Annotated in this window: 18 protein-coding genes and 6 pseudogenes; 20 read left to right on the top strand and 4 right to left on the bottom strand. The window is 68.2% G+C overall.

What is annotated here, in order from left to right:
* Nucleotides 1-544: 544 nt before the first annotated feature.
* The 9 genes and pseudogenes from GLX30_RS00120 to GLX30_RS00080 all read left to right on the top strand — a co-directional run bounded on the left by GLX30_RS00120 (nt 545) and on the right by GLX30_RS00080 (nt 7629).
* Entirely contained in the window at nt 545-811 is a 267-nt protein-coding gene (locus GLX30_RS00120; protein ID WP_159682169.1) for a hypothetical protein, read from the top strand.
* 170 nt (nt 812-981) lie between these two features.
* A complete protein-coding gene (locus GLX30_RS00115; protein ID WP_244257917.1) occupies nt 982-1218 on the top strand; it encodes a hypothetical protein in 237 nt (78 codons plus the stop codon).
* Between the two features lie 288 nt (nt 1219-1506).
* Nucleotides 1507-1728 carry a hypothetical protein gene (locus tag GLX30_RS00110; protein WP_159682167.1) on the top strand — a complete coding sequence of 74 codons (222 nt, stop codon included), beginning with the start codon at nt 1507-1509 and terminating at the stop codon, nt 1726-1728.
* Nucleotides 1715-2113, top strand: coding sequence for a hypothetical protein (locus GLX30_RS00105; RefSeq protein WP_159682166.1), 399 nt, complete (start codon nt 1715-1717; stop codon nt 2111-2113). The genes GLX30_RS00110 and GLX30_RS00105 overlap by 14 nt, the downstream gene beginning before the upstream one ends.
* Nucleotides 2114-2838: 725 nt before the next feature.
* Entirely contained in the window at nt 2839-3240 is a 402-nt protein-coding gene (locus tag GLX30_RS00100; protein ID WP_159682165.1) for a hypothetical protein, read from the top strand.
* A 111-nt stretch (nt 3241-3351) separates the two neighbouring features.
* Nucleotides 3352-3879 (top strand): annotated as a pseudogene (locus GLX30_RS34715) (ATP-binding cassette domain-containing protein); the annotation flags it as partial.
* A gap of 218 nt (nt 3880-4097) precedes the next feature.
* Complete coding sequence (locus GLX30_RS00090; RefSeq protein ID WP_159682164.1) at nt 4098-5258, top strand: hypothetical protein; 1161 nt, start codon at nt 4098-4100, stop codon at nt 5256-5258.
* A gap of 100 nt (nt 5259-5358) precedes the next feature.
* On the top strand, nt 5359-5964 hold the full coding sequence (locus GLX30_RS00085; RefSeq protein WP_159682163.1) for a hypothetical protein: 606 nt from the start codon (nt 5359-5361) through the stop codon (nt 5962-5964).
* Between the two features lie 678 nt (nt 5965-6642).
* Nucleotides 6643-7629 carry a nitronate monooxygenase gene (locus tag GLX30_RS00080; RefSeq protein WP_159682162.1) on the top strand — a complete coding sequence of 329 codons (987 nt, stop codon included), beginning with the start codon at nt 6643-6645 and terminating at the stop codon, nt 7627-7629.
* Nucleotides 7630-9005: 1376 nt separating this feature from the next.
* On the opposite strand, the gene GLX30_RS00075 is transcribed toward GLX30_RS00080, so the two are convergent.
* The gene (locus tag GLX30_RS00075; protein ID WP_167306776.1) at nt 9006-9611 is read right to left on the bottom strand and encodes a TetR/AcrR family transcriptional regulator; all 606 of its coding nucleotides are present in this window, start codon (nt 9609-9611) and stop codon (nt 9006-9008) included.
* Nucleotides 9612-9729: 118 nt separating this feature from the next.
* On the opposite strand from GLX30_RS00075, the pseudogene GLX30_RS00070 reads away from it, so the two are divergent.
* From GLX30_RS00070 to GLX30_RS34710, 9 genes and pseudogenes are all read left to right on the top strand, one after another.
* A pseudogene (locus GLX30_RS00070) lies at nt 9730-10581 on the top strand (SDR family oxidoreductase); the annotation flags it as partial.
* A 199-nt stretch (nt 10582-10780) separates the two neighbouring features.
* Nucleotides 10781-11764 (top strand): aldo/keto reductase, encoded by a 984-nt coding sequence (locus GLX30_RS00065; RefSeq protein ID WP_159682160.1) that lies wholly within the window; start codon nt 10781-10783, stop codon nt 11762-11764.
* Nucleotides 11765-11874: 110 nt separating this feature from the next.
* A pseudogene (locus GLX30_RS00060) lies at nt 11875-12827 on the top strand (SDR family NAD(P)-dependent oxidoreductase).
* A 67-nt stretch (nt 12828-12894) separates the two neighbouring features.
* A complete protein-coding gene (locus GLX30_RS00055; RefSeq protein WP_159682159.1) occupies nt 12895-13314 on the top strand; it encodes a hypothetical protein in 420 nt (139 codons plus the stop codon).
* Between the two features lie 422 nt (nt 13315-13736).
* The gene (locus tag GLX30_RS00050) at nt 13737-14735 is read left to right on the top strand and encodes an endonuclease/exonuclease/phosphatase family protein (protein WP_208545330.1); all 999 of its coding nucleotides are present in this window, start codon (nt 13737-13739) and stop codon (nt 14733-14735) included.
* A gap of 138 nt (nt 14736-14873) precedes the next feature.
* Complete coding sequence (locus tag GLX30_RS00045; protein ID WP_347879675.1) at nt 14874-15275, top strand: glyoxalase; 402 nt, start codon at nt 14874-14876, stop codon at nt 15273-15275.
* A gap of 107 nt (nt 15276-15382) precedes the next feature.
* Nucleotides 15383-15667, top strand: coding sequence for a hypothetical protein (locus GLX30_RS00040; protein ID WP_159682157.1), 285 nt, complete (start codon nt 15383-15385; stop codon nt 15665-15667).
* 76 nt (nt 15668-15743) lie between these two features.
* Nucleotides 15744-15995: a hypothetical protein gene (locus GLX30_RS00035; RefSeq protein WP_159682156.1), complete on the top strand. Its 252-nt coding sequence runs from the start codon at nt 15744-15746 to the stop codon at nt 15993-15995.
* A 560-nt stretch (nt 15996-16555) separates the two neighbouring features.
* Nucleotides 16556-16834 (top strand): annotated as a pseudogene (locus GLX30_RS34710) (DUF3099 domain-containing protein); the annotation flags it as partial.
* 326 nt (nt 16835-17160) lie between these two features.
* Here the strand turns inward: GLX30_RS34710 and GLX30_RS00025 are convergent.
* Both GLX30_RS00025 and GLX30_RS00020 read right to left on the bottom strand, forming a co-directional pair.
* The gene (locus GLX30_RS00025) at nt 17161-17925 is read right to left on the bottom strand and encodes a transposase (protein ID WP_159682155.1); all 765 of its coding nucleotides are present in this window, start codon (nt 17923-17925) and stop codon (nt 17161-17163) included.
* 43 nt (nt 17926-17968) lie between these two features.
* Nucleotides 17969-18427 carry a hypothetical protein gene (locus tag GLX30_RS00020; RefSeq protein WP_159682154.1) on the bottom strand — a complete coding sequence of 153 codons (459 nt, stop codon included), beginning with the start codon at nt 18425-18427 and terminating at the stop codon, nt 17969-17971.
* Between the two features lie 324 nt (nt 18428-18751).
* Between GLX30_RS00020 and GLX30_RS00015 the strand changes: the two are divergent.
* Together GLX30_RS00015 and GLX30_RS00010 are read left to right on the top strand one after the other, a co-directional pair.
* Nucleotides 18752-18901 (top strand): annotated as a pseudogene (locus GLX30_RS00015) (ISAzo13 family transposase); the annotation flags it as partial.
* Between the two features lie 626 nt (nt 18902-19527).
* Complete coding sequence (locus GLX30_RS00010) at nt 19528-19761, top strand: hypothetical protein (protein ID WP_159682153.1); 234 nt, start codon at nt 19528-19530, stop codon at nt 19759-19761.
* Between the two features lie 193 nt (nt 19762-19954).
* On the opposite strand, the pseudogene GLX30_RS00005 reads toward GLX30_RS00010, so the two are convergent.
* A pseudogene (locus GLX30_RS00005) lies at nt 19955-22494 on the bottom strand (Helicase associated domain protein).
* Nucleotides 22495-23010 lie beyond the last annotated feature (516 nt).

Genomic DNA, 23010 nt, shown 5'->3' with positions numbered 1-23010 from the left:
GGAACAGGCCCCGACGTCACGGCTACGCGGCCCGGGCATGCTCCGGCGGCGTCCTCCCCAGCTGCATACGGCGGAGGAACTACGCAAGAGCCCAACCCGGCAGCGCAACTGCGCTCTGTGCGGACCAGGCCCGTTCTGACGGGCGCGCTTGCCGAAGCCCTCCGACCTGTCTTCGGTCGACCTGCTGGCAGGTTCTGTAGAACGGCTTTACGCCGGCCTGCCACTCGACCCTTCACCGGCGTACCGGCCCTCCATGTCTGCCGGGATCCGGTCGCGGCGCGGTTCAATGGCGGCCATGATGCGTAGAACGTCATCCACCGCCGTCGTCGCCGTTGTTGTCGCGGTCACCTTCGCCGCCCTCACGTCGTGTTCCTCGGATTCTTCGGACGGGTCCCCCGCCGAGGGCCGGCCCAGTGGGTCCAGCTCTGGGCAATCTGCGTCGGACCCCCGGCCGACTCCCACAGAGACGGCCACGCCGTCGCCCTCGCCGACCGGGCCGTGCGCTGACGGGACGTGCGAGATCGAGGTCGCCGTAGGGGACGTCGTGACAGTGCCGGAAAAGTACGGCCTCGGGCCGATCGAGGTGACGGCGATCACCGGCGGCGAGGTCGAGATGGTCGCACCGCTGACGGGGTCGGGCTACAGCATTTCGGGCTGCTCCGGTGGCGGCAGCGTGTCCTCGGAGGGCAGCGGCGGCGTCCGGCTCAGCTGCGGCAAGGGACCCGCCGCGACCATCAACGACGCCATGAGCCTGGAGGTCGCAGAGATCCTGGACACCACCGCCCTCCTCCGTATCGAACCCGTCGGGTGACGTACGACTCGGCCTCGTGGGGCAGGATTCGTAAAGGGGGCCGAGACGGCGCAGGGCCAGTGGGCCAGTGGGCGGCCTCTTCTGACGTCGGGACGGAAAGGGCCTTTTGCATGCGCAGCTCAGGGCGGCCATTACTCAGGGTCCTGGCCTGGGGCCTGTTCATCCTCGGCATGACCACGTTCTTCATCAACGCCGAGGCGCTCATGAACGGTAACGCCGTCGAGTGCGACGGCAGCCCGATGAGACCCGGTCAGTGGTGCGTGAGGGTAGGCGGCGAATCCCACAGCTATGACGAGGAGAAGAAGAACGAAGCCCGTGGAGAACTCGTCGGCTACGCCGGGGTGGGCCTCGGCACCCTCGGTATCGCCGTCTTCATCACCAACGAGATCACCACGCGACGGCGTTAAGTCCGTCTCTGAAAGCGGCCGTGTCCGGGATGCTCGAGGTGTCCCTGGCGGACGAGTCGTCTCAGGCGGGAGCGGGTGGTGATGCCAGGGATCAGTGTTCCATGGAGCGTTGGGCCTCTCGCGATTGACGCGGGGCGCGAATACCCTGCTCCTCATGGAGGACCTCCTGTACCCCTTGGCACCCGAGGAAGACCTCCCCGAATTGGGGACCTACAACGCCATCGGGACGATGCTGCTGCATAACTCCCGTGCCGATGAGAGCGGGGGTTCTTCGCCACCTGCTGGTTCATGGTCATTCTGCCGGTCGTCCCGCTCAGTCGGTACTACGTGCGGCAAACCGGGTACAGCGATGAGAGCGGGCTCTTCTCCATCAGGACGACCACCAGCTACAAGATCGTCGGCAGGTCCCGGGTCCGCTGGATCGAGGTCGTCCGAACCTATCTGGTCTGGTGGATCGTCATGCCGGCCGCCTTCGTCGGGCCCATCGTCGCTGCCGTTGGGCTGGGGTGACGAGAACGCCGGGCTCTACGCAATGTTCGTCTCCGTCGGGCTCGTTTTCCTGCTGCTCACCTTGTTCTTCTTCTACGGGAAGTTGTGGAGACCCGTCCGCGAAGTCCGCTGGGCCGAAGCCGCGACGGGCGGGACGGATGGCCGAAGCTGGCAAGGGCTCGCCTCGATGCTGCAGATCGCCGTTCTCATGGGGCTGCTCGGCTTCTTCGTCGGGGTCGTGATCCTCTTCACCGCGCTGGCCCTGGGCGAGCTCCCGTCACGCCTCGACCCCGAGCCGAACCCGTACGCCAATACGCTGCTTCACCCCGCGACCCTGCTGGCCGGGCTGCCCGTGGTGACGGGCATGGTCACTCTCGCCGTACTCGCGAGTCGCCGCCGGCGCTGAGAAGGGCGGGCCCACGGCCTGCCCCCGTGCTCAGTACTGCTTCTCCGCGCACCCGTTGCGGCTGCCGTCCTGGCGGCAACGGGCCACAGCAGGTTGTCGCGGGTCCGGATGTCGTAGGCGCCGTCCGCCGTGATGCCCGCTTCGCGCTGGTCTGGGCGAGGGCGGTCCGGGTGGCGGGCCGAAGGAGCCGTCCTGCTTGATGTTCTTGCCCTAGCAGCTGATCAGGGTGCGGAGCCGTGGGCTGTGCCCTTGCGGGCGATCTTCGGTGTGATGCCGCGGGTCCAGAGCCAACTGGTGAGCACCACGCGGACAGCAGAAGCGTGAGGGCTGTGCAAGGTTTCGGCTGGACCTCTCGCCGGGGGCAGGGCACTACGGCTGCCTGTCCCTGACGCAGTCCCATCTGCGCGCCCGAGCGACGTCACAAGGTCAACCACAACTATCAGCCATCCACCCTGTAACAGCGGGTGGCTGCCCACGGATAGGCCGGCCCCACCTCTACTCCGGAGCTGAACGCATGGGCCGCCCTTTCGGCTGCCCCTGGACAGAGGCTTGATTCAGGCAAAGCTTCGATTACGCACTCTGCAGTTGATCTCTGAGGTTACTGTCGCGGGGCGATCGCCTGGCACGGCCGACACCGGCTTGCGCTGCTTTGGGGGAGGCGAGCGCACCTCCCTCCGCATGCCCATGTGCACCCACCGGGGTGTCACCTGACAGAGGAGGAAGTCATGCACGTGAAGAACCGCCGTCTGGCACGTGGACTCGTGGTGGGGGCCACGCTTCTCGGCTTCGCCGGAGCCACGCCCGCCTTCGCCGAAGGCAGCTGGAGCTCGTACATAGACAACTGGACATACGGCAAGGAATCTCGACGCTGGAGCGACAGCAACAGCGATGCGGCGAGCACGACCGTCACCTTCTCCGGCTGCAGCACGGACTCCGGCCGTTTCGGAGCCGCCCAACTGCGGCTCGCGAAAGACGTGTTCGGTCCCGATGACGACCACGGCCTGAGAACCAACTACTGCAACACGGTCTCGTGGGGCGACAAGTCCAGTGGGTCGTACTACTTCAAACTCGACGGCTTCACGTACGGCAGCTACCTCGACGTCAACAGCGTCGTGACCAGGTACTGACCTAGACATACCTTGGGGTGTCCCGGCTTTGCGCCGGGACACCCTTCGACGCCACTCGCCCTCGACACCAATGCCGTTCCTGCCTTGCCAGATCGGCGGATTGTGCCCCACATGGCTCTGGTCTTCACCGATCTCTGCTTCCGCTACGGTCGCAAGACGGACGTCTTCACCGGTCTTGACTTGCGTATCGACAACCCGGCCACCGTACTGCTCGGCCCCAACGGCGCCGGCAAGTCCACGCTGATGGCTTTGGCCGCTTCCCAGTTGACGCCCGTGCGGGGGCAGGTCAGCTGGCGCGAGGTATCGCCGGCGGCCCGGCGCAACCAGGCCGCCTACCGCAAGTCTGTCGCCTGGATCCCGCAGCAGATCACCCCGCTACCTGGCCTGACTGTCCGTGAGCAGGTCGCCTATGCAGGCTGGCTCAAAGGCATGTCGCGCACCGCTGCCTGGGACGCGTCCGCCGAGGCCCTGGAACGAGTCCGCCTCACGGAATTGAGCAGCCGCAAGAGCCACCAGATCTCAGGTGGCCAGCAGCGCCGGATGGGTATCGCCGGAGCCCTCACGCACAGCAGCGAACTGATCTTGATGGACGAGCCGACCGCCGGCCTCGATCCCCAGCAACGCGCCGTCTTCCGCTCGCTCGTGGAAGAGCTCAGCAACACCATGCAGGTGGTCGTGTCGACCCACCAGACCGAGGACCTCGCCGATCTATACAGCCACGTCGTGGTCCTCGACCGCGGCACGGTCCGCTTCCAGGGCACTACCGGCGCCTTCGACGCCCTCGCTGAGGGCGTCGATTCCCCCGAGGTCGGGCAGAGGCCGCCTACGCCCGTCTCGTGGGCCAGGAGGCGTAACCGATGCTGCTGCGCACGACTCTCCGCTCCTCATCGGCCACCTATGTGCTGCCCTTCCTGCTCGGCTTCGTGGTCGTCGCTCTTGGCGACGACCTGTCGGCCTGGGTCACTCCCCACTACTGGCCCTCGGCCACCGGAAGCGCCACCTTCGCTCTTCCGTTTGTCAGCGCCGCCTGCGCCGCGAGCGCAGCCTGGGAGGCAGCGCGACTGCACCGCGGGGGAGTGTTCGACCATGCCCCCGTCCGGAGCCCGCTGGCCATCACGCTGCCCGTACTGCTTCCCGTGACGGTCATGGGCTTTCTCGGCATGGGCACCGCTCTGCTGCTGGCCGCATCAGCAACTGACCCCGGCTTCGGCATGCCCCACCTCGGCATCCTCCTGATCGCCCTCGCCGTCGTGGCGGCCAACACCCTCGCCGGGTACCTCCTCGGGCGCCACATGTCCGGCGTCCTGGCTGCACCCCTCGCGCTCATCGCCAGCTTCTTCCTGAACGCCTACCCGTCCGCCTGGAGCATCAACTGGCTTCGCCATCTCGTCGGAGGAGGCCTCGACAGCTGCTGCTCCATCGACACCATGGTCGACAGCCGAGCCCTCTGGAGCGCCGCAGTGTTCACCGCTGCCGTGTCTTTGGCCGCAGGGCTGATCATCCAGCGAAGAGATCAGGTACGCGCCCGGGTCATTGCCGTCGCCCTTGTCGTGTCAGGGTTCGGCTGCGCCGCCTACATCGCCCGCGACCTCGGTCCCGAGCCCGTCGAGGCGCGCCAGACCGGCGCACTGATCTGCGAAGGACAGCAGCCTCGTATCTGCCTGTGGCCCGAAGTGGACAACCGGCCGCTCGTACAGCGCGAGACCACCAAGGCAGTGGAGCGGCTACGAAAGGCGGGGATCAGCGTTCCCGACACCCTCACCATGGCGCAAAAGCCGCCAGCCGGAGCGGCGAAGCTCGGCATTCCGACGAACCCTCGCCTCGCCCACATCCCGTCAGGCGTCGTCTCCGGGCTCCTGCCCGAACCCCCGCCTGCGCCTTGCACGGCGAGCCGTATCCGGCCATCGAAGCCGCTGGCCCGGTCGCGGCCTGGTTGCACGCCACCGCCGGTGAGCCCGCCGACAGCGTCGCCGGCCGATTCGGGCCCAAGGAAGCCGGCCTGGCCGCGGCCGTCATGAAGGAACCACGACAGGCCCAGCTCGACTGGTACGAGCGCAACCGCAAAGCCATGCAGTCCTGCAGCACACCGCCCCAGCTCGCCATCGCCAAGGACACACGATGATCTGGTGGCTCAAGTTGCGGGCCGTGCCCGCACTCGCCGCAGGAACCACCGCGACCTTCCTGATCGGCTTGCTCATCGGCAGCTCTGAGCTGCCCGTCCCTGCACTAGCCGGACAGGCAGGTCACTTCCTGGTCGGCCACCTCATCACTCTGGTGCCCGGTGTCCTGCTGCTCTACGGGGCCGCACGCGCAGACCGGCGCACAGAGCGCATCGCCACACGTCCCTTGACGTCCTGGGACACCTGCCTGGCCCTAGGAACAGCGGCAGTAGCCATGACGGCAGCTGTCCTCTGCCACCTGCTGTGGCGTACAGACATCACCATGGTCCTCGGCCGTAACATCGCCGGATACATCGGCCTGGCACTGCTCCTGGCACCTCTCCTCGGCCATCGAGTAGCGGCTGCCGCCCTGGCGACCGTGCCCCTCATCTGCGCAGCGGCCGGATGGGGCCTAGGAGGTCGACCGCAGCCGTGGGCTTGGCTGCTCTACCCCGGCAACTCCCTTCCCGCGCTCGCCCTCGCAGGCGCAACACTCTGCGCTGGCACGGCAGCCACTGCACTGATCGGGAAAGGCGCCGCTCCCCTGATCGCAAGAATCCAGTAAGTAGCGCACACCGACGAGGCCCGCCCGGCCCCGGCCGACCGGACGGATCGAAGAACCAGCACCCCGCCCGAAACGGCGTGGGCCGCATCCTCGCCACCGGCAGGCCCACAGCCGTTGTAGAGATGAACGAAGCCAACTGTGCCGCTGTCGGCCGCGCGTCGTAACGGGAAGCACCACCTCGGCTGCCGGACGCTGTACCCACCAGCGGAGGCGTAGCACGCGACAGACGCCGATCAGCGGCCGGGCGTCAGCCGATGCGCTGCCTCGGCGCGTATCTCCGGGACGAACAACGGCCCGAACGCAGTGTCACAGTCGAAGCCACGCGCAATCTCTCGCCACAGAGGAAGCACGAGGACGACAGCCACTTGAAGCGCACGCGCAGGTTCCGACCTACGCCCAGATTTGGGCGGTGAGCACCACCCGCCGCCCCTTGGACACCGGCCCCCGCGTCGAGCGGGCCCTCTCGTCGCGGGGCGCGGTTGCCGGTGTCGGTGCCGCATCATGGGCGGGGTTGCCGCCGGGGCCGATGAGTTCAGGGTCGATGTCTCCGGGCGATGCGGCCGCGTCTCTTGCCAGGGCAGCAGCGCCCGTGCGTCGTCGCCCGGTTCGTCCAAGAAATGCTCGACCGCTCGACCTGCTGCAGATATATCCGGTTTGCTAAGTCGCTAGCTTTGACCCATGCTGCGCACGAGATTTACCGAGATGTTCGGTCTCACCTATCCGGTGATGGCTGCCCCCATGGGCTTGCACAGTGGCGGGACACTCGCCGCCGCAGTTTCCGCTGCCGGCGGGCTCGGCTCCTTCGGCGGTACGCATCCGTCGAAGGGGCCAGACTGGATCCGTGCGGAGATCGCGACCATCCGCGCCACGACGGACCGGCCGTTCGGTGTCGGCTTCATCACGCCGTTCCTCTCCTTCACTGGGCCGCTCTTCGACGCCACGCTGGAGGAGCGGCCAGAGGTCGTCGCGCTGTCGTTTGCTGACCCCCAGCCGTGGCTCGCCCGCGCCAGGGACGCGGGAGCCCGGGTGATGTGCCAGGTCCAGAACTACCAGGACGCGGAGATGGCTGTCGCCGCGGGTGCCGATGTCCTCGTGGCGCAAGGTACTGAGGCTGGTGGCCATACCGGGACGATGGGCCTGTTGCCGTTCCTGGCCGGGGTGGTGAGACGGTACCCGGATGTTCCGGTGTTGGCCGCAGGCGGCATCGCTGACGGTCGAACGCTTGCGGCCGTCCTCACCGCTGGTGCAGACGGTGCCTGGCTTGGCACGGCGTTTCTTGCCACGCCCGAGGCGGTCGAGGTGCACGACATCCACAAGCGCCTGATCGTCGAGAGCGATGGCAGCGACACCGTATGGACGCGGGCCTACGACATCGTGTCGGGACTGCCCTGGCCAGCGACCATCGGCACGCGAGTCCGCCGCAATCGGTTCACCGACGAGTGGTCAGAACGTGAAGCAACGCTGCGGGAATGCAAAGAGGAATTCGCACCCCCGGCAGACAGCAACCCCTTTGAGGCCCCGCCCGACCTCGACACGGGCGCGATCCTCTACGGTCAGTCAGCGTCCTTCGTCGACGCCGTCCGCCCCGCTGCGGACGTGGTCCGCGCGATCAGTGACGAGGCCGAGGAAATTCTGGACTCGCGGCCTCGATCGCTGCTGAGCTGACCGACAATGTGAACGGCGAGGCTGGTCCGAAGCAGTGGGTCCGCATGCACCCAGGCGATCAGGCGTGGACCGGAGGGGGGACTCGGTGCCGCGCTCCCGGCTCTCCCCTGACCATTCGAGCCGCGATCGGGGCGAACCACATGGGCAACTTGGGCACGGCTGCTACGAGGGCCGCACCACCGTGCCGCACCCGAGCGAGTGGCCGGGCTACCGCGCCCATGATGGCCCGCATGCTCGGCCACGCGACACCACCGTGCGGCCTCGCCGCCGAGGTCAAACCCGCCTCGACTGCCAGCCGCCCTGACGGTCGCTGGCAGTCACGCGTTCGCGGCCACGACAGTGCCGTCATTTCTCTTCGATATCGACCGACCGGCTGATCACCAACTGCCTCCGGAATCCGTTGACAAGCGCTGTTCCTGGAGAGGTTCTGGCTCAACTTCTGTGAAGCAGTCACCGAGCGTTGCAAGCCGGTGGGGTGAACGCCTCGGTGGCCCGGGCTGGATTCGATCCGACCCCACCGGGTTAGGGTGCTGATTCGCTAAGCGAAGGGATCCGACGTGCCCAACAGACCACGGCCGCAGGAAGCCCTCGCTTTCCTGCGGGCCGAGCTGGCGACCGGGCAGTCGGAGATGACCGAGTGGACCACTCGGGGGGCATGGCTGGCCTTCGTGCGTTTCGGGCGGAGACGCTTTGACACAGCGCCGACGCCCGACTCCGACGGCTTGCTCTTTCAATACGGCACGTACGCCTTCAGCGGGCGGCCGATGTTCACTGTGGACCTCACGCGGCAGTTCGGCGTCACCGACGATGACGGCGAGCACGACCACTACGTGCAAGTTCACTGCGAACTCCGCTACGAAAGGTCGTCCTGCCGGACGGCGTCGAGCCAGTCGGGCAGACGCTGGCCCTGGCGGTCGGTGAGCATGGTCGCGAAGCACCGGACGTGCTGTGTGAGTGCGTCGAGTTCGGGGCAGTGGGCTCGGACGGTCTTGAGCTGGAGCTGTCTCAGCGAGACTCTCCGGACGGCGGAGGATCCATCCCGCGACGGCCCGGGGAGAGGGCGGCCGGGCCGTCACCGGCCGCGGCGAAGTCCGCTTCGTGTGCAGGTAGGCGCGAACGCGTCCGTAGCTGCCCTTTGGCGTAGGACTGGTCCGTCCAGCCCGCCTTCGCGATCACCTGACCGTGAATGGACTCCTGAACCTGATCGGTGTAGACGGCCGCAGCGTGTCGAGCAGATCGGCCTCGGCGGCCTGGATGTGCGCGGGCGCCTCAGTGCCTGTTTCACATTTCCTGACCCATGTCAGTAGCTCGCGCTCCGCAACGCGGTCGGGGTGCCGGACCGCTGACTTCACCAAGCCAGCGGGACCGGAGCCGGGTCACGAGCTGGACGCCGACCCGTCCGCTCCGTACCGGAGGCCGTCGAGGAGCAGGTCGAGGAGGCGGCCGGCCCGTTCGCGTTGGTCGGGAGCGCTGGTGATCAGCCCGATGCCGGCCAGGCTGAAGCCGACATCGAAGGGGTCGATGTCCGGGCGCAGGAGACCGGCGTCGGCGCCGGCGTGCAGCAGAGTGCCGAGCGCGGTGGCGAGCTTGTCGAGGGTCTCAGCGAAGGGGTCCGCACCGGATGCGACCGCGGCCCGCAGTGCGTCCGCCATGCCCTGCTTGGCGGTCAGGTAGTCGATGAAGGCGTCCATCCACAGGCGGATCGCCCGGTCGGGCGGGTTATCGTCGAGCAGCTTCGCGGCGCTGTCGCAGACACGGGCCAGCTCGTTGCGGTAGGCCGCCTCCACCAGCGCCTCGCGCGTGGGGAAGTGGCGGTAGAGCGTGGCCGAGCCGACGCCCGCGGTCTTGGCGATCGTGTCGATCGCAACGTCCGCGCCCTTCTCGGAAAAGGCGCGCACGGCCGCTTCGAGGATGCGCTCCCGGTTGCGGCGGGCATCGGCACGCAACACGCTCGGCTTGGTGGTCAAGGTTGCTCCCTTCATCGGGGGCCAGTCTATCTGGACAACCGGGGAGTTCTCCGTTTACTGTCGCAGATAACCGGGGAACTCCCCGGTTACGGGTGTCGGCCCGTCGTGTTCCCAGTGTTCCCAGGCAAGGAAGACCCTCATGACCTCCCCGAAGACGGTTCTGATCACCGGTACGTCCTCCGGCATTGGCCTGGCCGCCGCCATCGGCACCGCCCGGGCGGGCTGGGCGACCATCGCCACCATGCGCGACACCGGCAAGGCCGAGGCCCTGCTCACGGCCGCCGCCCAGGCGGGTGTCGCGGACCGGATCCAGGTCAAGCGCCTGGATGTGACCGACTCCGCCGGCATCACCGCCTGCCTGGACGAGGTCGTCGCCGAGCACGGCCGCATGGACGCGCTGGTCAACAACGCCGGCGCCGCCCAGGTCGGCACCATCGAACAGAGCAGCGTCGACGACGTCCGCGCGGCCATGGAGGTCAACTTCTTCGGCGTGGTGGCGGCGACCCGGGCGGCCCTGCCGCACCTGCGTGCGTCGAAGGGCCGGGTGATCACCGTCACTAGCGTCGGCGGCGTAGTCGGCCAGCCCTTCAACGAGGCGTACTGCGCGGCCAAGTTCGCCGTAGAGGGCTTCATGCAGTCCCTCGCGCCGGTCGCCTCCACCGTCGGCGTCGATGTCACCGTGGTCGAGCCGGGCGCGGTGGCAAGCGAGTTCGTCGCCAATCTCGGCCTGGACGTCCCGACCCTGCTCGCCGCCGCCGGGCCCTACGGCCCGGCGCTTGAGGCCTACATCACCCGCACCCGGCAGTCGTTCAGCAACGCCCAGTCCCCGGCCGAGGCAGCCGCCCTGATCGTCGACGCCCTGACCGTCGCCCGCCCGCCTTTCCGCATCCAGACCTCGCAGTGGGCCCGCGACTTCGTCGCCACCACCCTCGCCGACCTCGACGGCTCCGCCGTCCAGGCCCTCACCGGTACCTGGGTGCGCTGACCGCCCCGCGTCCCGGTGGGTGCATGACGACGCCGGGCGCGGCAGTCGCACAGCATCTCCGCCCGCCGGTGCCACACCCCCGCCGCCCGCGACCGGCGACCGACCGCACCCGGTCCGGGCCGAGGGCCGCAGCGCACCGGACGCACAACCAACCAGTCACACACCGCGGGACGACCCGCAAACAGCAAGGAAGATCACCATGGAACTCCGCACCCTCGGCAGCCAGGGCCTGACCGTCTCCGCCGAAGGACTCGGCTGCATGGGCATGAGTGCCTTCTACGGCAGCACCGACGAGGCCGAGTCCCTCGCCACCATCGACCGCGCCCTGGAACTGGGCGTGACCCTGCTGGACACTGCCGAGAGCTACGGCCCGTTCATCAACGAGCAGCTCCTCGGCAAGGCCCTCGCCGGCCGCCGTGAGCAGGCCGTCGTCGCCACCAAGACCGGCATCGAGTTCACCGACGACGGCACGCTCGTCGGCCACAACGGGCGCCCCGAGTACATCCGTCGTTCCCTGGACCGCTCCCTGCGCCACCTTGACACCGACCACGTCGACCTCTACTACCTGCACCGGGTCGACCCGCAGGTGCCGATCGAGGAGACCGTCGGCGCCATGAGCGAGCTGGTGGCCGCCGGCAAGGTCCGCTACATCGGCCTGTCCGAGGTCGCCCCGCAGACCATTCGCCGCGCCCACTCCGTCCACCCGATCACGGCGGTCCAGACCGAGTACTCGCTCTTCGAGCGCGGCATCGAGCACGACGGGGTCATGGCCACCCTGAACGAGCTCGGGATCGGCCTGGTCGCCTACTCGCCGCTCGGCCGCGGGTTCCTGTCCGGTGCGATCACCAGCCCGGACGACTTCGCCGCCGACGACTTCCGCCGCACCGACCCGCGCTTCCAGGGCGAGAACTTCGCCCGCAACCTGGCCGTGGTCGACGAGGTCCGCCGCATCGCCGCCGCCAAGCAGGTCTCGCCATCCCAGCTGGCTCTCGCCTGGGTGCTGCACCAGGACGCGGTCGCCATCCCCGGCACCAAGCGCCGCCGCTACCTGGAGGAGAACGTCGCCGCCACCACCGTGACGATCACCGCTGATGACTTGGCCGCCATCGAAGCCGTCGCCCCGCGCGGCATCGTCTCCGGCGACCGCTACGCCCCCGAGCTGATGCAGAACCTCAACGGCTGACCCCCAAGGCGTGCCGGGAAGGCAGCTCGGACGGCCCCCAACCGTGTGGTGCCCCAGGGACTCGCTCCGCCGACGCCGCGGCACCACTCCACGTGCAAGGAACGGCGATCATGACAGCACAGCAACCCATCGGCTCCGGCTTCGCGGCCCGCAGCACCACGGCCGACGTCCTGGCCGGCGTCGACCTCACCGGAAGGCTCGCCGTCGTGACCGGCGGCAGTTCCGGACTGGGGCTGGAGACCACACGCGCCCTGCGGGGCGCCGGCGCGACTGTTGTCGTCGCCGTCCGCAGGCCGGAGGCGGCCGCGGAAGCTTTCGACGCCGTGGACCGGGTCGAGGTGCGCCGCCTCGACCTGGGCGACCAGGCCAGCGTGCACACCTTCGCGGACGAGTTCCTGGCAACCGGCCGCGGCATCGACATCCTCATCAACAACGCCGGCGTGATGGCCCTGCCCGAGACCCGCCTCCCACCCGGCTGGGAGGCGCAGTTCGCCACCAACCACCTGGGCCACTACACGCTCACCAACCGGCTGTGGCCCGCACTCGCAGCCGACGGCGGCGCGCGCGTGGTCGCGCTCGGCTCCGCCGGACACCGCTACTCGCCGATCCGCTGGGACGACGTCATGTTCGACAACGGATACGACAAGGCCGTCGCCTACGGACAGTCCAAGACCGCGATCGCGCTGTTCGCCGTCCACCTCGACGCCCTCGGCCGCGAGCAGCAGGTGCGCGCCTTCGCCGTCGCCCCGGCGCCGTCATGACCCCGCTCCAGCGGCACATGACCCGCGAGGAGATGATCGCGATCGGCTGGATCGACGAGCAGGGCAACACTGCCCCCGGCTTCAAGACCCCCGAACAGGGCGCCGCCACCCAGGTCTGGGCGGCCACCTCCCCGCAGCTGGCCCACACCGGCGGCGTCTACCTGAACGACTGCGACATCGCCCCGCTCTCCCAGGACGACGCACCCGGAGTACGGCCCTACGCGGTCGACCCCGAACAAGCCGCACGCCTGTGGACCCTGTCCGCCCAGCTGACCGGCACCAACGCCTTCGCGAACCGTTAACACAGCGGCAAGGACGCCCCTCCAAGACACCCACGCCTGAAATCCCGGCAAGAAAGATCTTGAAAGCATGACGCACATCGATCTGTCCGCCGTCGCGAACGAAGCACAAGCATGGTTCGACGGCTACGTTGAGACGTTCATCGGACTGGCGGCGAAAGGAAGCACCGATCCCGCGCCGCTCCTCGACTACTTCTCAGTGCCGATCAGCATGACCACCGGGACGGCCCACACCGTGCTCACCTCCGCCGAGGCACTATCCCAGGGACTCGCCCACGAACTGCGCGCACTGCGCGACGCCGACTACGGGGGCAGCAAGGCCCTCGACCCGGTGGTGCGCGCCCTCAACGAGCGGGCCGCCCAGATCGAGGTGACCTGGGCGCGCCTGGACAGCCAGGGGCGGGAGTTCCAGCGTGTCCGTGTGCTCTACCTCGCCGCCCGGACCGACGCGGGATGGCGAACGGTCGCCTCCGTGATCCTGGCCGGCTGACGAAGCACACGGCCCGCGCGGACGCCCACAGTGCGCTCGCCCCTCAGCGAGGCGACAGGACCCGATCACAAGATCGCCAACGTGGCAGAACGGCAACACACATGTGGGCGTGCCCGTCGCGTGCCCTGTGTCGCGGGGAACGACGGTGAGGCACGGTTTCCTGCGGGCGGAGGCACGAAAACGAGGCGACTCCGGCGCGTTCAAGCGCACCGTAGGCCGCCCGGCTCACACCCGGATCGCCACGCGCCGTCCACTGTTTTAGATTTCGGCCACGATGCGGGTATTCGCCCGCTTTGACCGAAAGGGCTGCCCGCATGGCTCGCCGTTGGCTCATATCCGCCCTATGCGCACTCGCGCTTCTCGCACCCGGGTCTCTCGGCGCGGCCTCGGCCGCCGAGGGGGAGCGGACTCCTTTGCGGGTCATGACCCGCAACCTCTACCTGGGCGCCGACCTCACGCCCGTCCTCGCCGCCACCAGCCCACAGGGGCTCGTCGCCGCGGTGACCACAGTGTGGGCGAACGTCCAGGCGACGAATTTCCCCGAGCGAGCCGATGCGCTGGCCGACGAGATCGCCGAAAGCGACCCTCACCTCGTCGGCCTCCAGGAAGCCGTGCTGTGGCGCAGCCAGACGCCTGCCGGGCCGGGCAGCGCCACCCACGTCGAGTACGACTTCCTTCAGATCCTTCTGGATGAGCTCTCCGCCCGGGGCAAGCACTACGCGGCCGTGGCCAGCGTCACCGTCGGCAGCGACTTCGAGGCCCCGCGTTCCACGCCCAGCGGCTTGCAGGACATCCGCCTCACCGACCGCGACGTACTTCTGGCCCGCTCCGACCTGCCGGCCCGTAACTTCTCCGTGGCCAACGCGCAGGCCGCCCGGTTCCAGAACTACGTGCCCATCTGCCGCCCCGTGCTGGGCTGCCCGCCCAATCCGCCCCTGCGGGTCGAGCGCGGCTGGGTCGCGGCCGACGCCACGCTGCGCGGCCGCACCAGCCGAGTGGTGACCACCCATCTCGAGCCCGCTGCCCCTGCCGTCCAGGAAGCACAGACCGACGAACTGCTCGCGGGCCCGCTGAACACCACGCTCCCCACCGTACTGCTCGGCGACCTCAACTCGGCCGCCGGCGGAGTCGGCGCAACACCGGGAACCAACACCCAGAGCTACAACCGCCTCCTGGCCGCCGGATTCACCGACGCCTGGACCGCCACCCGCCCCCGCAACCCAGGCTTCACCTGCTGTCAGGCCCCCGACCTGCGCAACCCCACCTCCAACCTCACCCAGCGCATCGACTACGTGCTCCTCCGCGGCAAGGTCACCGCACTGGCGACAAACCGGGTGGGCGCCGCCCAGGCTGACCGCACCCCGTCAGGCCTGTGGCCCTCCGACCACGCCGGCGTCAGAAGCGTGCTCCAGCTGCGTTGAAATCGGCCGCGCTGCTGTCGAACTCGAGCGCGAGCCCGCATGTCCCGGCTGGCACCACGACACGACGAAGGGCTCTACCGGCTCAGAGCGGTGGAGCCCTTCCGTCGCCCCGACAGGCGAGTTTCGCTCTCGTGGGGGTTGTCCCCAACAGGCTCTCAGAAGTCGTTCTGGGGCTACGGCGGCGTCGTACAGGCCCCGGACGGGACGGTCTGGCAAGTTGCAAGCTTCTCCAAGAAGGACACCGGTCCGGACAGTCGCCGGATCGACGCGATCGTTCTGCTGCTGGGCGTCTCGGACATGGCCGCGAGCAAGCAGTTCTATGTCGACCGCGGTCTCCCTGTGGCGAAGAGCTTCGGCAGCACGTACGTCGAGTTCGAGTCTTCGTCGAGCCCCGTCAAGCTGTCGCTGTACGGGCGTCGCGACCTGGCCAAGGTCGCCGGCATTGCGCCGGAGGGCACTGGATCGCACCGGCTCGCGATCGGCAGCGACGCCGGGACCTTCACCGACCCCGATGGATTCCCTTGGCAGCCCGCGGCGTGAGATTCCGACCCCGCGGCGACAACCCCGTCTCCGACGCAACTCATCGGTCACGATGACCGATCGTCGGTCCCGGGCACCCGCTGGGCCGGCGACGAAACCAACTGCGCGTGCGGGGAGTGCCACCGTCGGGGGGAGGCCGAGGCGATGACGGTGAGGCAACGCACCGGCGTCCTCGCCCGCTCCGCGCTCAGGGCAGCCGTCGGGCCGCGATCGCCAGCATCGTCGGCGCGCAGGCGATCTACATCGTCGGCGACGGTGGCCTGAACGCCCTCGTCACCGAGATCTGGGAACCATGCGGCATCGCAGGGGCCGCCCTGTACGTGTTCGCCCGATACCTGCGGCGCCGGCGCGGCATCGAGATCGCCGGACAGTTGCCCCGCGATCCCGAGTAGCTCACCAGGCGGGCCCCGACCACCACGGTCGGGGCCCGCGGCGTGTCCCGCCCCGGCGGGCCACCGTTCACTGGGCATGGACCTCGATGACCTCATCAACTCCCCCGGCCCGCGCAAGCCACTGCTCACCGTCGGCGAAGCGCATGCCGCACTCGCCATGCTCCGTTCGGTGGCGGACGGCGCCGGACCCGACGCCGCGGCTGCCGAGGAGCTGATCGTGCGCCTTCCCCAGCGCGCCGCCGAAGCCGACGATCGCGGACTCGGTCGCGTCGGTGAAGTCCTTCTTGAAGCAATGCTTCGGATAGTCGGTGGTGCAGCTTGCCGCTGAGGCTGGACCTCACGCCGCTGCCTGCGAAGTGGCCTCAGGGGGAACGTCAGCGCCGCAGCCGCGAGTGCTCCCTGCTGTGCCCTTCTCCGTCTCGTTGGGCTCGATGAGCACCGCTCAGCATGTCGAGGGCTCCGATCGAGGCGAGTCGTTCGGCAGTGGGCCTGAAACGTCGATGCCGAGGACCTGCAGTTCGCTGGTCAGCTTGTCGCGGCTCCGGCAGGCCGGCGGGCTGGCCGGTCAGTTCGTCGTCGTGTGTGTGCAGGGGTAGCTGGCCGTCGCCGAGCGGGCGGCCTCGGTACTGGCGGTGGTTCCACCCCCCCGGCGACCGCTCCGCGAACCCGCCCGAGCACGAATCCCACGATGATCGCCCACAACCAGCCCATGGCTGCCTCCTCGTACGGCTCGCGTGAGCATTACGCCCGTGCTGGCCCGTTCGCGGTACGGCGCATGTCGGCCCATACGTGGTACGGCCGAGACCGTTCGTCCCTGCCCAAGGTGCTCCGGTCTCGTAGGCGACGCAGGCCCGGCGCAACGTGGATGCGGGCAGATGGTGGAACGTGATGCGGAAACAGCACCGCGGTGGCAGCGCCCAGGCGTTCCGGATCACCGGAGCCGCAGGGGCTCCAGGAGGACGTGCGCGGCCAGCAGTGCCGGTACGTCATCTCGATGACGGTCCGTACGCCGTCGATGATCCTCGCGCCTTGCTCTGGAATGTCGGACGGCGCGCCGCGATGGTTGCCCTTGCACTCAGCGCGTTCTTGCACTACATCGCGGTGGTGATCGCCAACGCGGGGCGCGAGAACGCGCCGTCGTTGACGTCGACGTTCGTGACCGCGCCGGCGCCGACAACTCTCCCGCGGGCAGCGGCCCTTCGCGGAATCCGTCCCGCAAGACGTCAGCGGCGGGTGCGTGGGTCGGGCCGCACGAGCGGACGTGACCAACAGAAGGGCCGCAACCGAAGCGCTTCCTCGCCAAGGTCAAGAAAAGCTCAGATCAATCATGATGTTCCGGTGCCGTGCTGTGGGTGGCCCGTGACATGCTTTATCGGCGCTCAGCGGCCCCGTTGAGGGCTCCGCACCGGGCTTAGGGAGTCCTACTAAGGGCTGTCCGATAAATGATCTTCGAGCTGTCTCGGGCGTGGTTGGCCGTCGTGCGGACTGGCCGTCTATCCGGCGAGGGCGAGGTTGTGCATCCGGGCAATGCCGAGCATGGCGTGGTGGACTCCGTCGCCTTTGAGGCGGCAGTCACGGAGGATCTTCCAGGTCTTCATGCGGGCGAACACGTGCTCGACGCGGGCGCGGACCTGCTTGTGGAACTTGTTGTGTGCTTCCTTCCAGTCCGGAAGGTCTTCGCCCTTGCGCCGGCGGTGGGGCATGACGAGCCCGGTGCCGGGATAGCCGCCGTCGGCGATCGTCATGGTCTTGCCGACGGCAGCTTTGGCGCCGGATTCCTCCCACGCCTTGCAGTCGTTACGGTTTCCGGCAAGAGGCCGGCCCACCACGACGACCAGGCGGGTGTCGGCGTCGATGACGACCTGGTGGTTGGTCGAGTACCGGTAGTTCTTGGACTGCTCCGCCACCGTGTGGTCCCGGGTGGGCAGGGTGCCGTCCACGATGAGCACGGTGTTCTTGGCGAACCGCTTGCGGGGTTGGAGCGCGAGCCTCGGCCCGAGGTGGTCGATGATGCGGTCAGCTGCCGACTTGGACACCCCGAAGAGCGGGGCGGGCTGGCGCATCGTCAAGTTCGTGCGCCAGTACGCCGCGACCAGCAGAGCCCGGTCCTCCAGCGGGAGGCTCCACGGCCGGCCCTTGCGGACCGCATCCGCACCCTCGCGCCGCAGTACGGTCACCAGCTTGCCGAAGAGACGGGGGCTCAGCCCGGTGAACGGGGCTATCCAGGACGGCTCCGACGCCGTGATCACACCAGTCACATCAAGATCATCTTACCCGTGACCAGCAGTTACGGGACAGCCCTTAGCTCACAAAAATAGGTGTCGCCCGACACTCCCCTTCCGTGACGTCGAGATAGGCCATGGTGTTGCCGGAATCGCTCTTCTCCGTGTAGATGACGATCTCGGTTCCCGAGGGGAACTGCCCCTTGTGCGCGCGCTCCTGAATATGAGATGCGACGGTGCTGCACACGGCCACTCCACGCCGGCGCGCTTCCGCACCAGGACTCCATGTCGTGAACACCGAAACGACGGCGTCGTGGACCGCAACATCGGCAAAGTCCTTGCGCCATTGGGAGCCGTACTTCTCCTCCAGGGCCGCTTCTACACCCTTTTCTGCATCCCGGTACTTCTCATCGTGAGTGGCCCCGGGCCAGTCCGAGTTCTTCGCAGGCGACGGAGACGCCGTGGCGGCGACCGAAGGCTTGTCATCCGGACGTGGCGCAGATTCGGTACAAGCAACTGCCGTCCACGGCAGCGCCAAACAGATGGCAGCACTGAAACCTCTTCGCCCGCCACCCTGTTTCCTTGTTGCGCGCCTCCGCACTCTCCACTGGTGCGCCAAGGTGACCTCCACTGTGCTCTGGGTGATGCGTTCTCGCCAACAAGCACAGCTGTCAACGGCTTCCACTGCTCGGCTGGTCCGTGAGGGCACGGGCGCTACCCCCGCCTCTCGAACGTGGCGTGCTTGATCAGTACCGCATTCTCCGGACGTCAGAACCTCAGCGCAAGCTCGGCTCCGACCCATGTGATGCGCACCATGCCGCCACGCTGGTGCTGTCGGCGCGCGGCACAGCGGAACACGACCTGGCAGCAACGTGGACGGGACGACCACCCGGACGCCGGTCGGCTGCTGATCACCGCCGACTGCGGTGGTTCCAACTGCCCCCGCCGCTGGACATGGAAGAAGCACCTGGCCGCCTTCGCTTTGGAAAGCGGGCTCGAGATCACGGTCTGCCGGCAAGAGCGGTAGCTGCCCCCCGTCGACCCCCGAGACGTCGATTGCTCGGTGCACCTCAAGTTCCAACGGGTTCGTCAAGTCTCGAACGGGCTGGCCCAGTGGCCGCTGAAGTTTGGCCTCAGCCCACAAGTCAGCGAACTCGTTGAGCAGCGCTTCCTGCCTGCTCCTGTGGCGCGCCGGCCCAACGAGCGAGAACGGCCACCAAAGCACAGACGTCGGCCTGCTTCGGAGGGACATCCGAAGAGGTAATGATGCGCTGGATGGTGTCCCGCGAAGGTGCTGCGCTGAGCGAGTCATCCTCAGCTATGGCGGCAGCCATTTGGTCCAGGGTTGGACTTCCCGCGGCGAGATATGACTGGTGGACCAGGTCCTTGAGATCGCGCAGTGGCCCAGGCGCCAGTTCGGGTCGGCGCAGCATGCGCGCTGACCCCACATGACGATCCGCCCCGTCGCGTTTCATCGCACCATCATGCCCGCCGGGGAGTCCGAGACTGCCCTGAACTGGACGCCTACCAGGTCGGCTTCAGTGCTTGTCGCATTTCGGTGAAGCGCCTTCGTATGCGTTGAAGCTGGTAACCAAGCCGGCCGTCCCGACCGATCCGACAAACTCTGAAGGAACGCTGATGTCTGCCAACCAGTCGCCCCGACCCGCCAACAGCACTGTGTCCACGCTCCTGATCGCGCTAGTAGTCACTCTGTTCGTTGTGGTGCTGGTGGCCCTGTGCGCTGCAGGCGCGTACCTCGTATGGCAGCACCCGACGGCGCTCGGGCCGCTGACGGCGGCGCTCGCGGTCCTCGGTGGTCTCGTCACCGCCGTGATGATCGTGGTGGGTGTGCTCGGCCTCCGCAGCCGGTGACCCACACGCTCCACGACGACCAGGGCCGTGGCCTTCGCCTCACATTCACGGCCGGAGTCGGACTGACGCGGCGGGTGCAAAGCAGAGGGCGAATGCGCCGGTCTACCAGCATCCGTTTCTGGCATGGGCGGTTGTTGTTCGCTTGGCATGCCTGCGAGCGCCGCCGTTGCGGCGGCGCTCGCGATCTAGCCCGTCATGACCATCGCATCCCGATCTTGGAAAGCTGCTCCATCCGCTCCGGGGTCAGCGACGCGGCCCGGGAACGCTGGTTGCCAATCCATGCACCGAGTTTCAGTGGAATGTCCCGCTGCTCCTGCTTCTTGCCGGCGTCCCCGCCGATGGTGATCGTCTCGATGTGTTTGCGCGGCACGCGGAGGTGCCCCTCCCGCTCGTAGAACTGCTTGGCGGCCTCGTAGTTCATCGCCCACTTGTCGGCCTGCGTGCGGCGCGGCTTGGGCTTCTCGTCCTCGGTCGCGGGCTCGATTCCGAGGACGTGTTCGCACATCCACTGCTGCACGGTGGTGAGCTTGTCGAAGCCGAGCCGCTGCGCGCGGACCCACCGGCCGAGGTCCTCGCCCCGGTGCACGACGGCGCCCGGCTCAGTGGGCAGGTCGCCGCCGACTTCCTCCAGGTGCAGCCTCGTGAGGTGGAAGGCCCGCTGCCACTCCACGGGCCAGGCGGGGCACCAGGACGGGTCGATCTCCTCCAGCTGCTCGCGCCGCTCCGGCGACATCGCTCCGGCCCAGGACTCCACCGGCAGCCCTTCGGCCTGGCGCTGTTCGAGGTCCTGGGCGCGCCGGGCGGCGGCCCGGGCGTTCTTCAGCCAGATGCCGACCTTGTAGCCCTGGTGGGCTGCATCGAGCGGGGCCAGGAGGTGCCCATGTTCGGCCGCCCACCCGCGCGCCGCCGACAGTCCCTCCTCCCACGCGACATCGAAGTGAGACCACACCATGCCCAACTTCTCCAGCTGCGCGATGCGGTCCTCGTCCATGTCGCCGCGGGCGTAGAAGCGGCGGGCGTCGGCGGTCCACTGCCCCAGCGGGAAGCCGGCGAGCGAGGCCGGCCACCCGACTCCCTCGGCTTCCTCGCCCTCCGGGACGCGGTAGGTGGACGGCACGCGGAGGTCGCCATGTTCGCGGGCGTAGATGACGGCGGCCTCAACTCCGCGCCGCCAGTGCTCGTGTTCGGGGTTGAGGACCCGGAGGTTGATGAACGCGGCCAGCTGCGCGGGGTCGCGGGGCGTGGAGAACTTCAACAGATGCCGGGCGGGCGCCGATGGTCCAGGCACTTCCCCCTCGCCCCGGCCTTCCTGACCCTCACTGCGGCTCTGAACGCCTCTCACGCGGCTCCGAGCCTGCTGTTCGGCGAGCTGCTCGACGACCCGGGCATCGTGAGCCCTGAGCGCCTCCAGCAGCTTTGCCAGCCCGTCGTAGGCCCGGGAGGTGAGCATGTTGTCCGCGGTCTCGCCGGGCCCGAGCAGCACCGGCACGACCAGGCTGGCCATCTTGCCCTCGCCGGGCTGCATGCGCAGGGCGCGCCCGACGGCTTGGACGAGGTCGGGCATGGAGCCGCGGACGTCGGCCCAGTAGACGGAGTCGCAGTTCTTGGTGTCGATGCCCTCGCCCAGCACCTTTACCGAGCACAGGAAGCACTTCTCCACTACGGTGCCGTCCGTGGCGATCCCAGAAGCGAACTCGCCCAGCAGACGCCGCCGATGCAGGGGCTTGTGGTCCCCGCACAGCCAGTCGGCCCAGATCGTCTTGGGGTACAGCTCCGAGTCCGCGTCATGCAGCCGCGAGGCGATGTCGGGAGGCCGGCGGCGAAGGCTTCGGCCTCCTTCACAACGTGGTGGAAGACCAGGGTGCGGCGGAAGCCTTCCTCAGCCGACGCTTTCACCAGGGCGGTCTGCAGAGTGGCGAGCCGCGCTCCGCGGACCTCGTCCATACGGCCTTCCGCGCCCAGGAGTTGAGCGGCTTGCAGCGCGGTGTCGGTGACGTCGACGCATACGACCTGGTAGGGGGCACAGATTCCCCGGTCGATGGCCTCCGAGAGCGTCAGCGTGAAGCAGCGGCTGCCGAAGGGCCCGTCCGGGTCGTCGTCCATACTCGCGACCAGCTCACCCGGTGCGCCGCCTTGGCCCTCCTTGTCCCCGAGCTGCCACAGCCGGGGCGTGGCGGTCATGTAGAGGCGACGTAGGGAGGGGATCTTCTGGTTGTCGTGGACGACCGCCCACGGCTTGCCGATCCGGCCCGACGCCCGGTGCGCCTCATCGACCACGATCAGGTCCCAGGCTGGAAGGCCAGCGCCGTGCGCCCGCTCCAGGGTGCCTAGCCCGAGGCTGGCGTACGTGGCGTACACGGTGACCTTCTCCAGGCCCCGCGTCCACTCCACCAGCTCGTGAACGTCCGTGGTGTTGGGGAAGGAAACCTCCTCACACCGCAGGGAGGAGACACCGATCATCGGGCCCCGACGGCCTCCCTCGCGCCAGGCGGCCTCGGTCTGGGCGAGGAGGTCCAGCGAGGGCACGAGCACCAGCACACGGCCCGCATGGAGCTCCTGCGCGCTGCGGACCGCCACCCGGGTCTTCCCGGACCCGGTCGCCATGATCACCTGAGTCCGCAGCCCTCGCTCGGGCACAAGCGATCTTGCAGGCAACTCGAGGGCGCGTACGACCGCGTAAATGGCTTCTCGCTGAGCTGTCTCGCGCTGATCAGCGCGGCCTCTGCTCGACATATCCGTCTGCCTTCTCTTGCGGTGCTGCCCGGTCGATTCGAGGGGCGAGAAACACGAAATCCCCACGTAGGGGAGCTACCTTGTCGGGGCACTGCTGCGAGCGTGCGGAGGGATCATGACAAGCCTCCACGTCGGTCAGCGATGATGTGCCCTGATTCCAGAGTATATCTGGCTTAAAAAACGAAGCACATGAATTCAAAGACCCCCTCATGCGCGGGGAAACCTGTCTTACTTTTGGTTCCCGGTTCCTCCCAGCCAACCCCACCGCACGTCTCCTCGTCTCCGTGGCAAGATGCTGGCATGATGATCGCTGCCCGAAAGGGCCATGCCGCGTAGGCGGCCGGGCGCACTGCGCGCCCCTCACCCCAAGCTCTACACATTGCACCAGCCGTACCGGATCGACCGGTTGTCGCCGCGGACATCCGCCACTGTGCGCCGGGTCGAGCGGGAGACAGACACTGAAGACGTGTGGCCCGGTGCCACTGAGACAGCCCTGTACTGGTGCCGGCGGTTCTC

Origin of the sequence: Streptomyces sp. Tu 2975 (assembly GCF_009832925.1) — a bacterium.
In the GTDB taxonomy this organism is placed as follows: domain Bacteria; phylum Actinomycetota; class Actinomycetes; order Streptomycetales; family Streptomycetaceae; genus Streptomyces.
The sequence above is the reverse complement of the archived record's forward strand: the minus strand, read 5'-3'. Positions and strand labels throughout refer to the sequence as shown.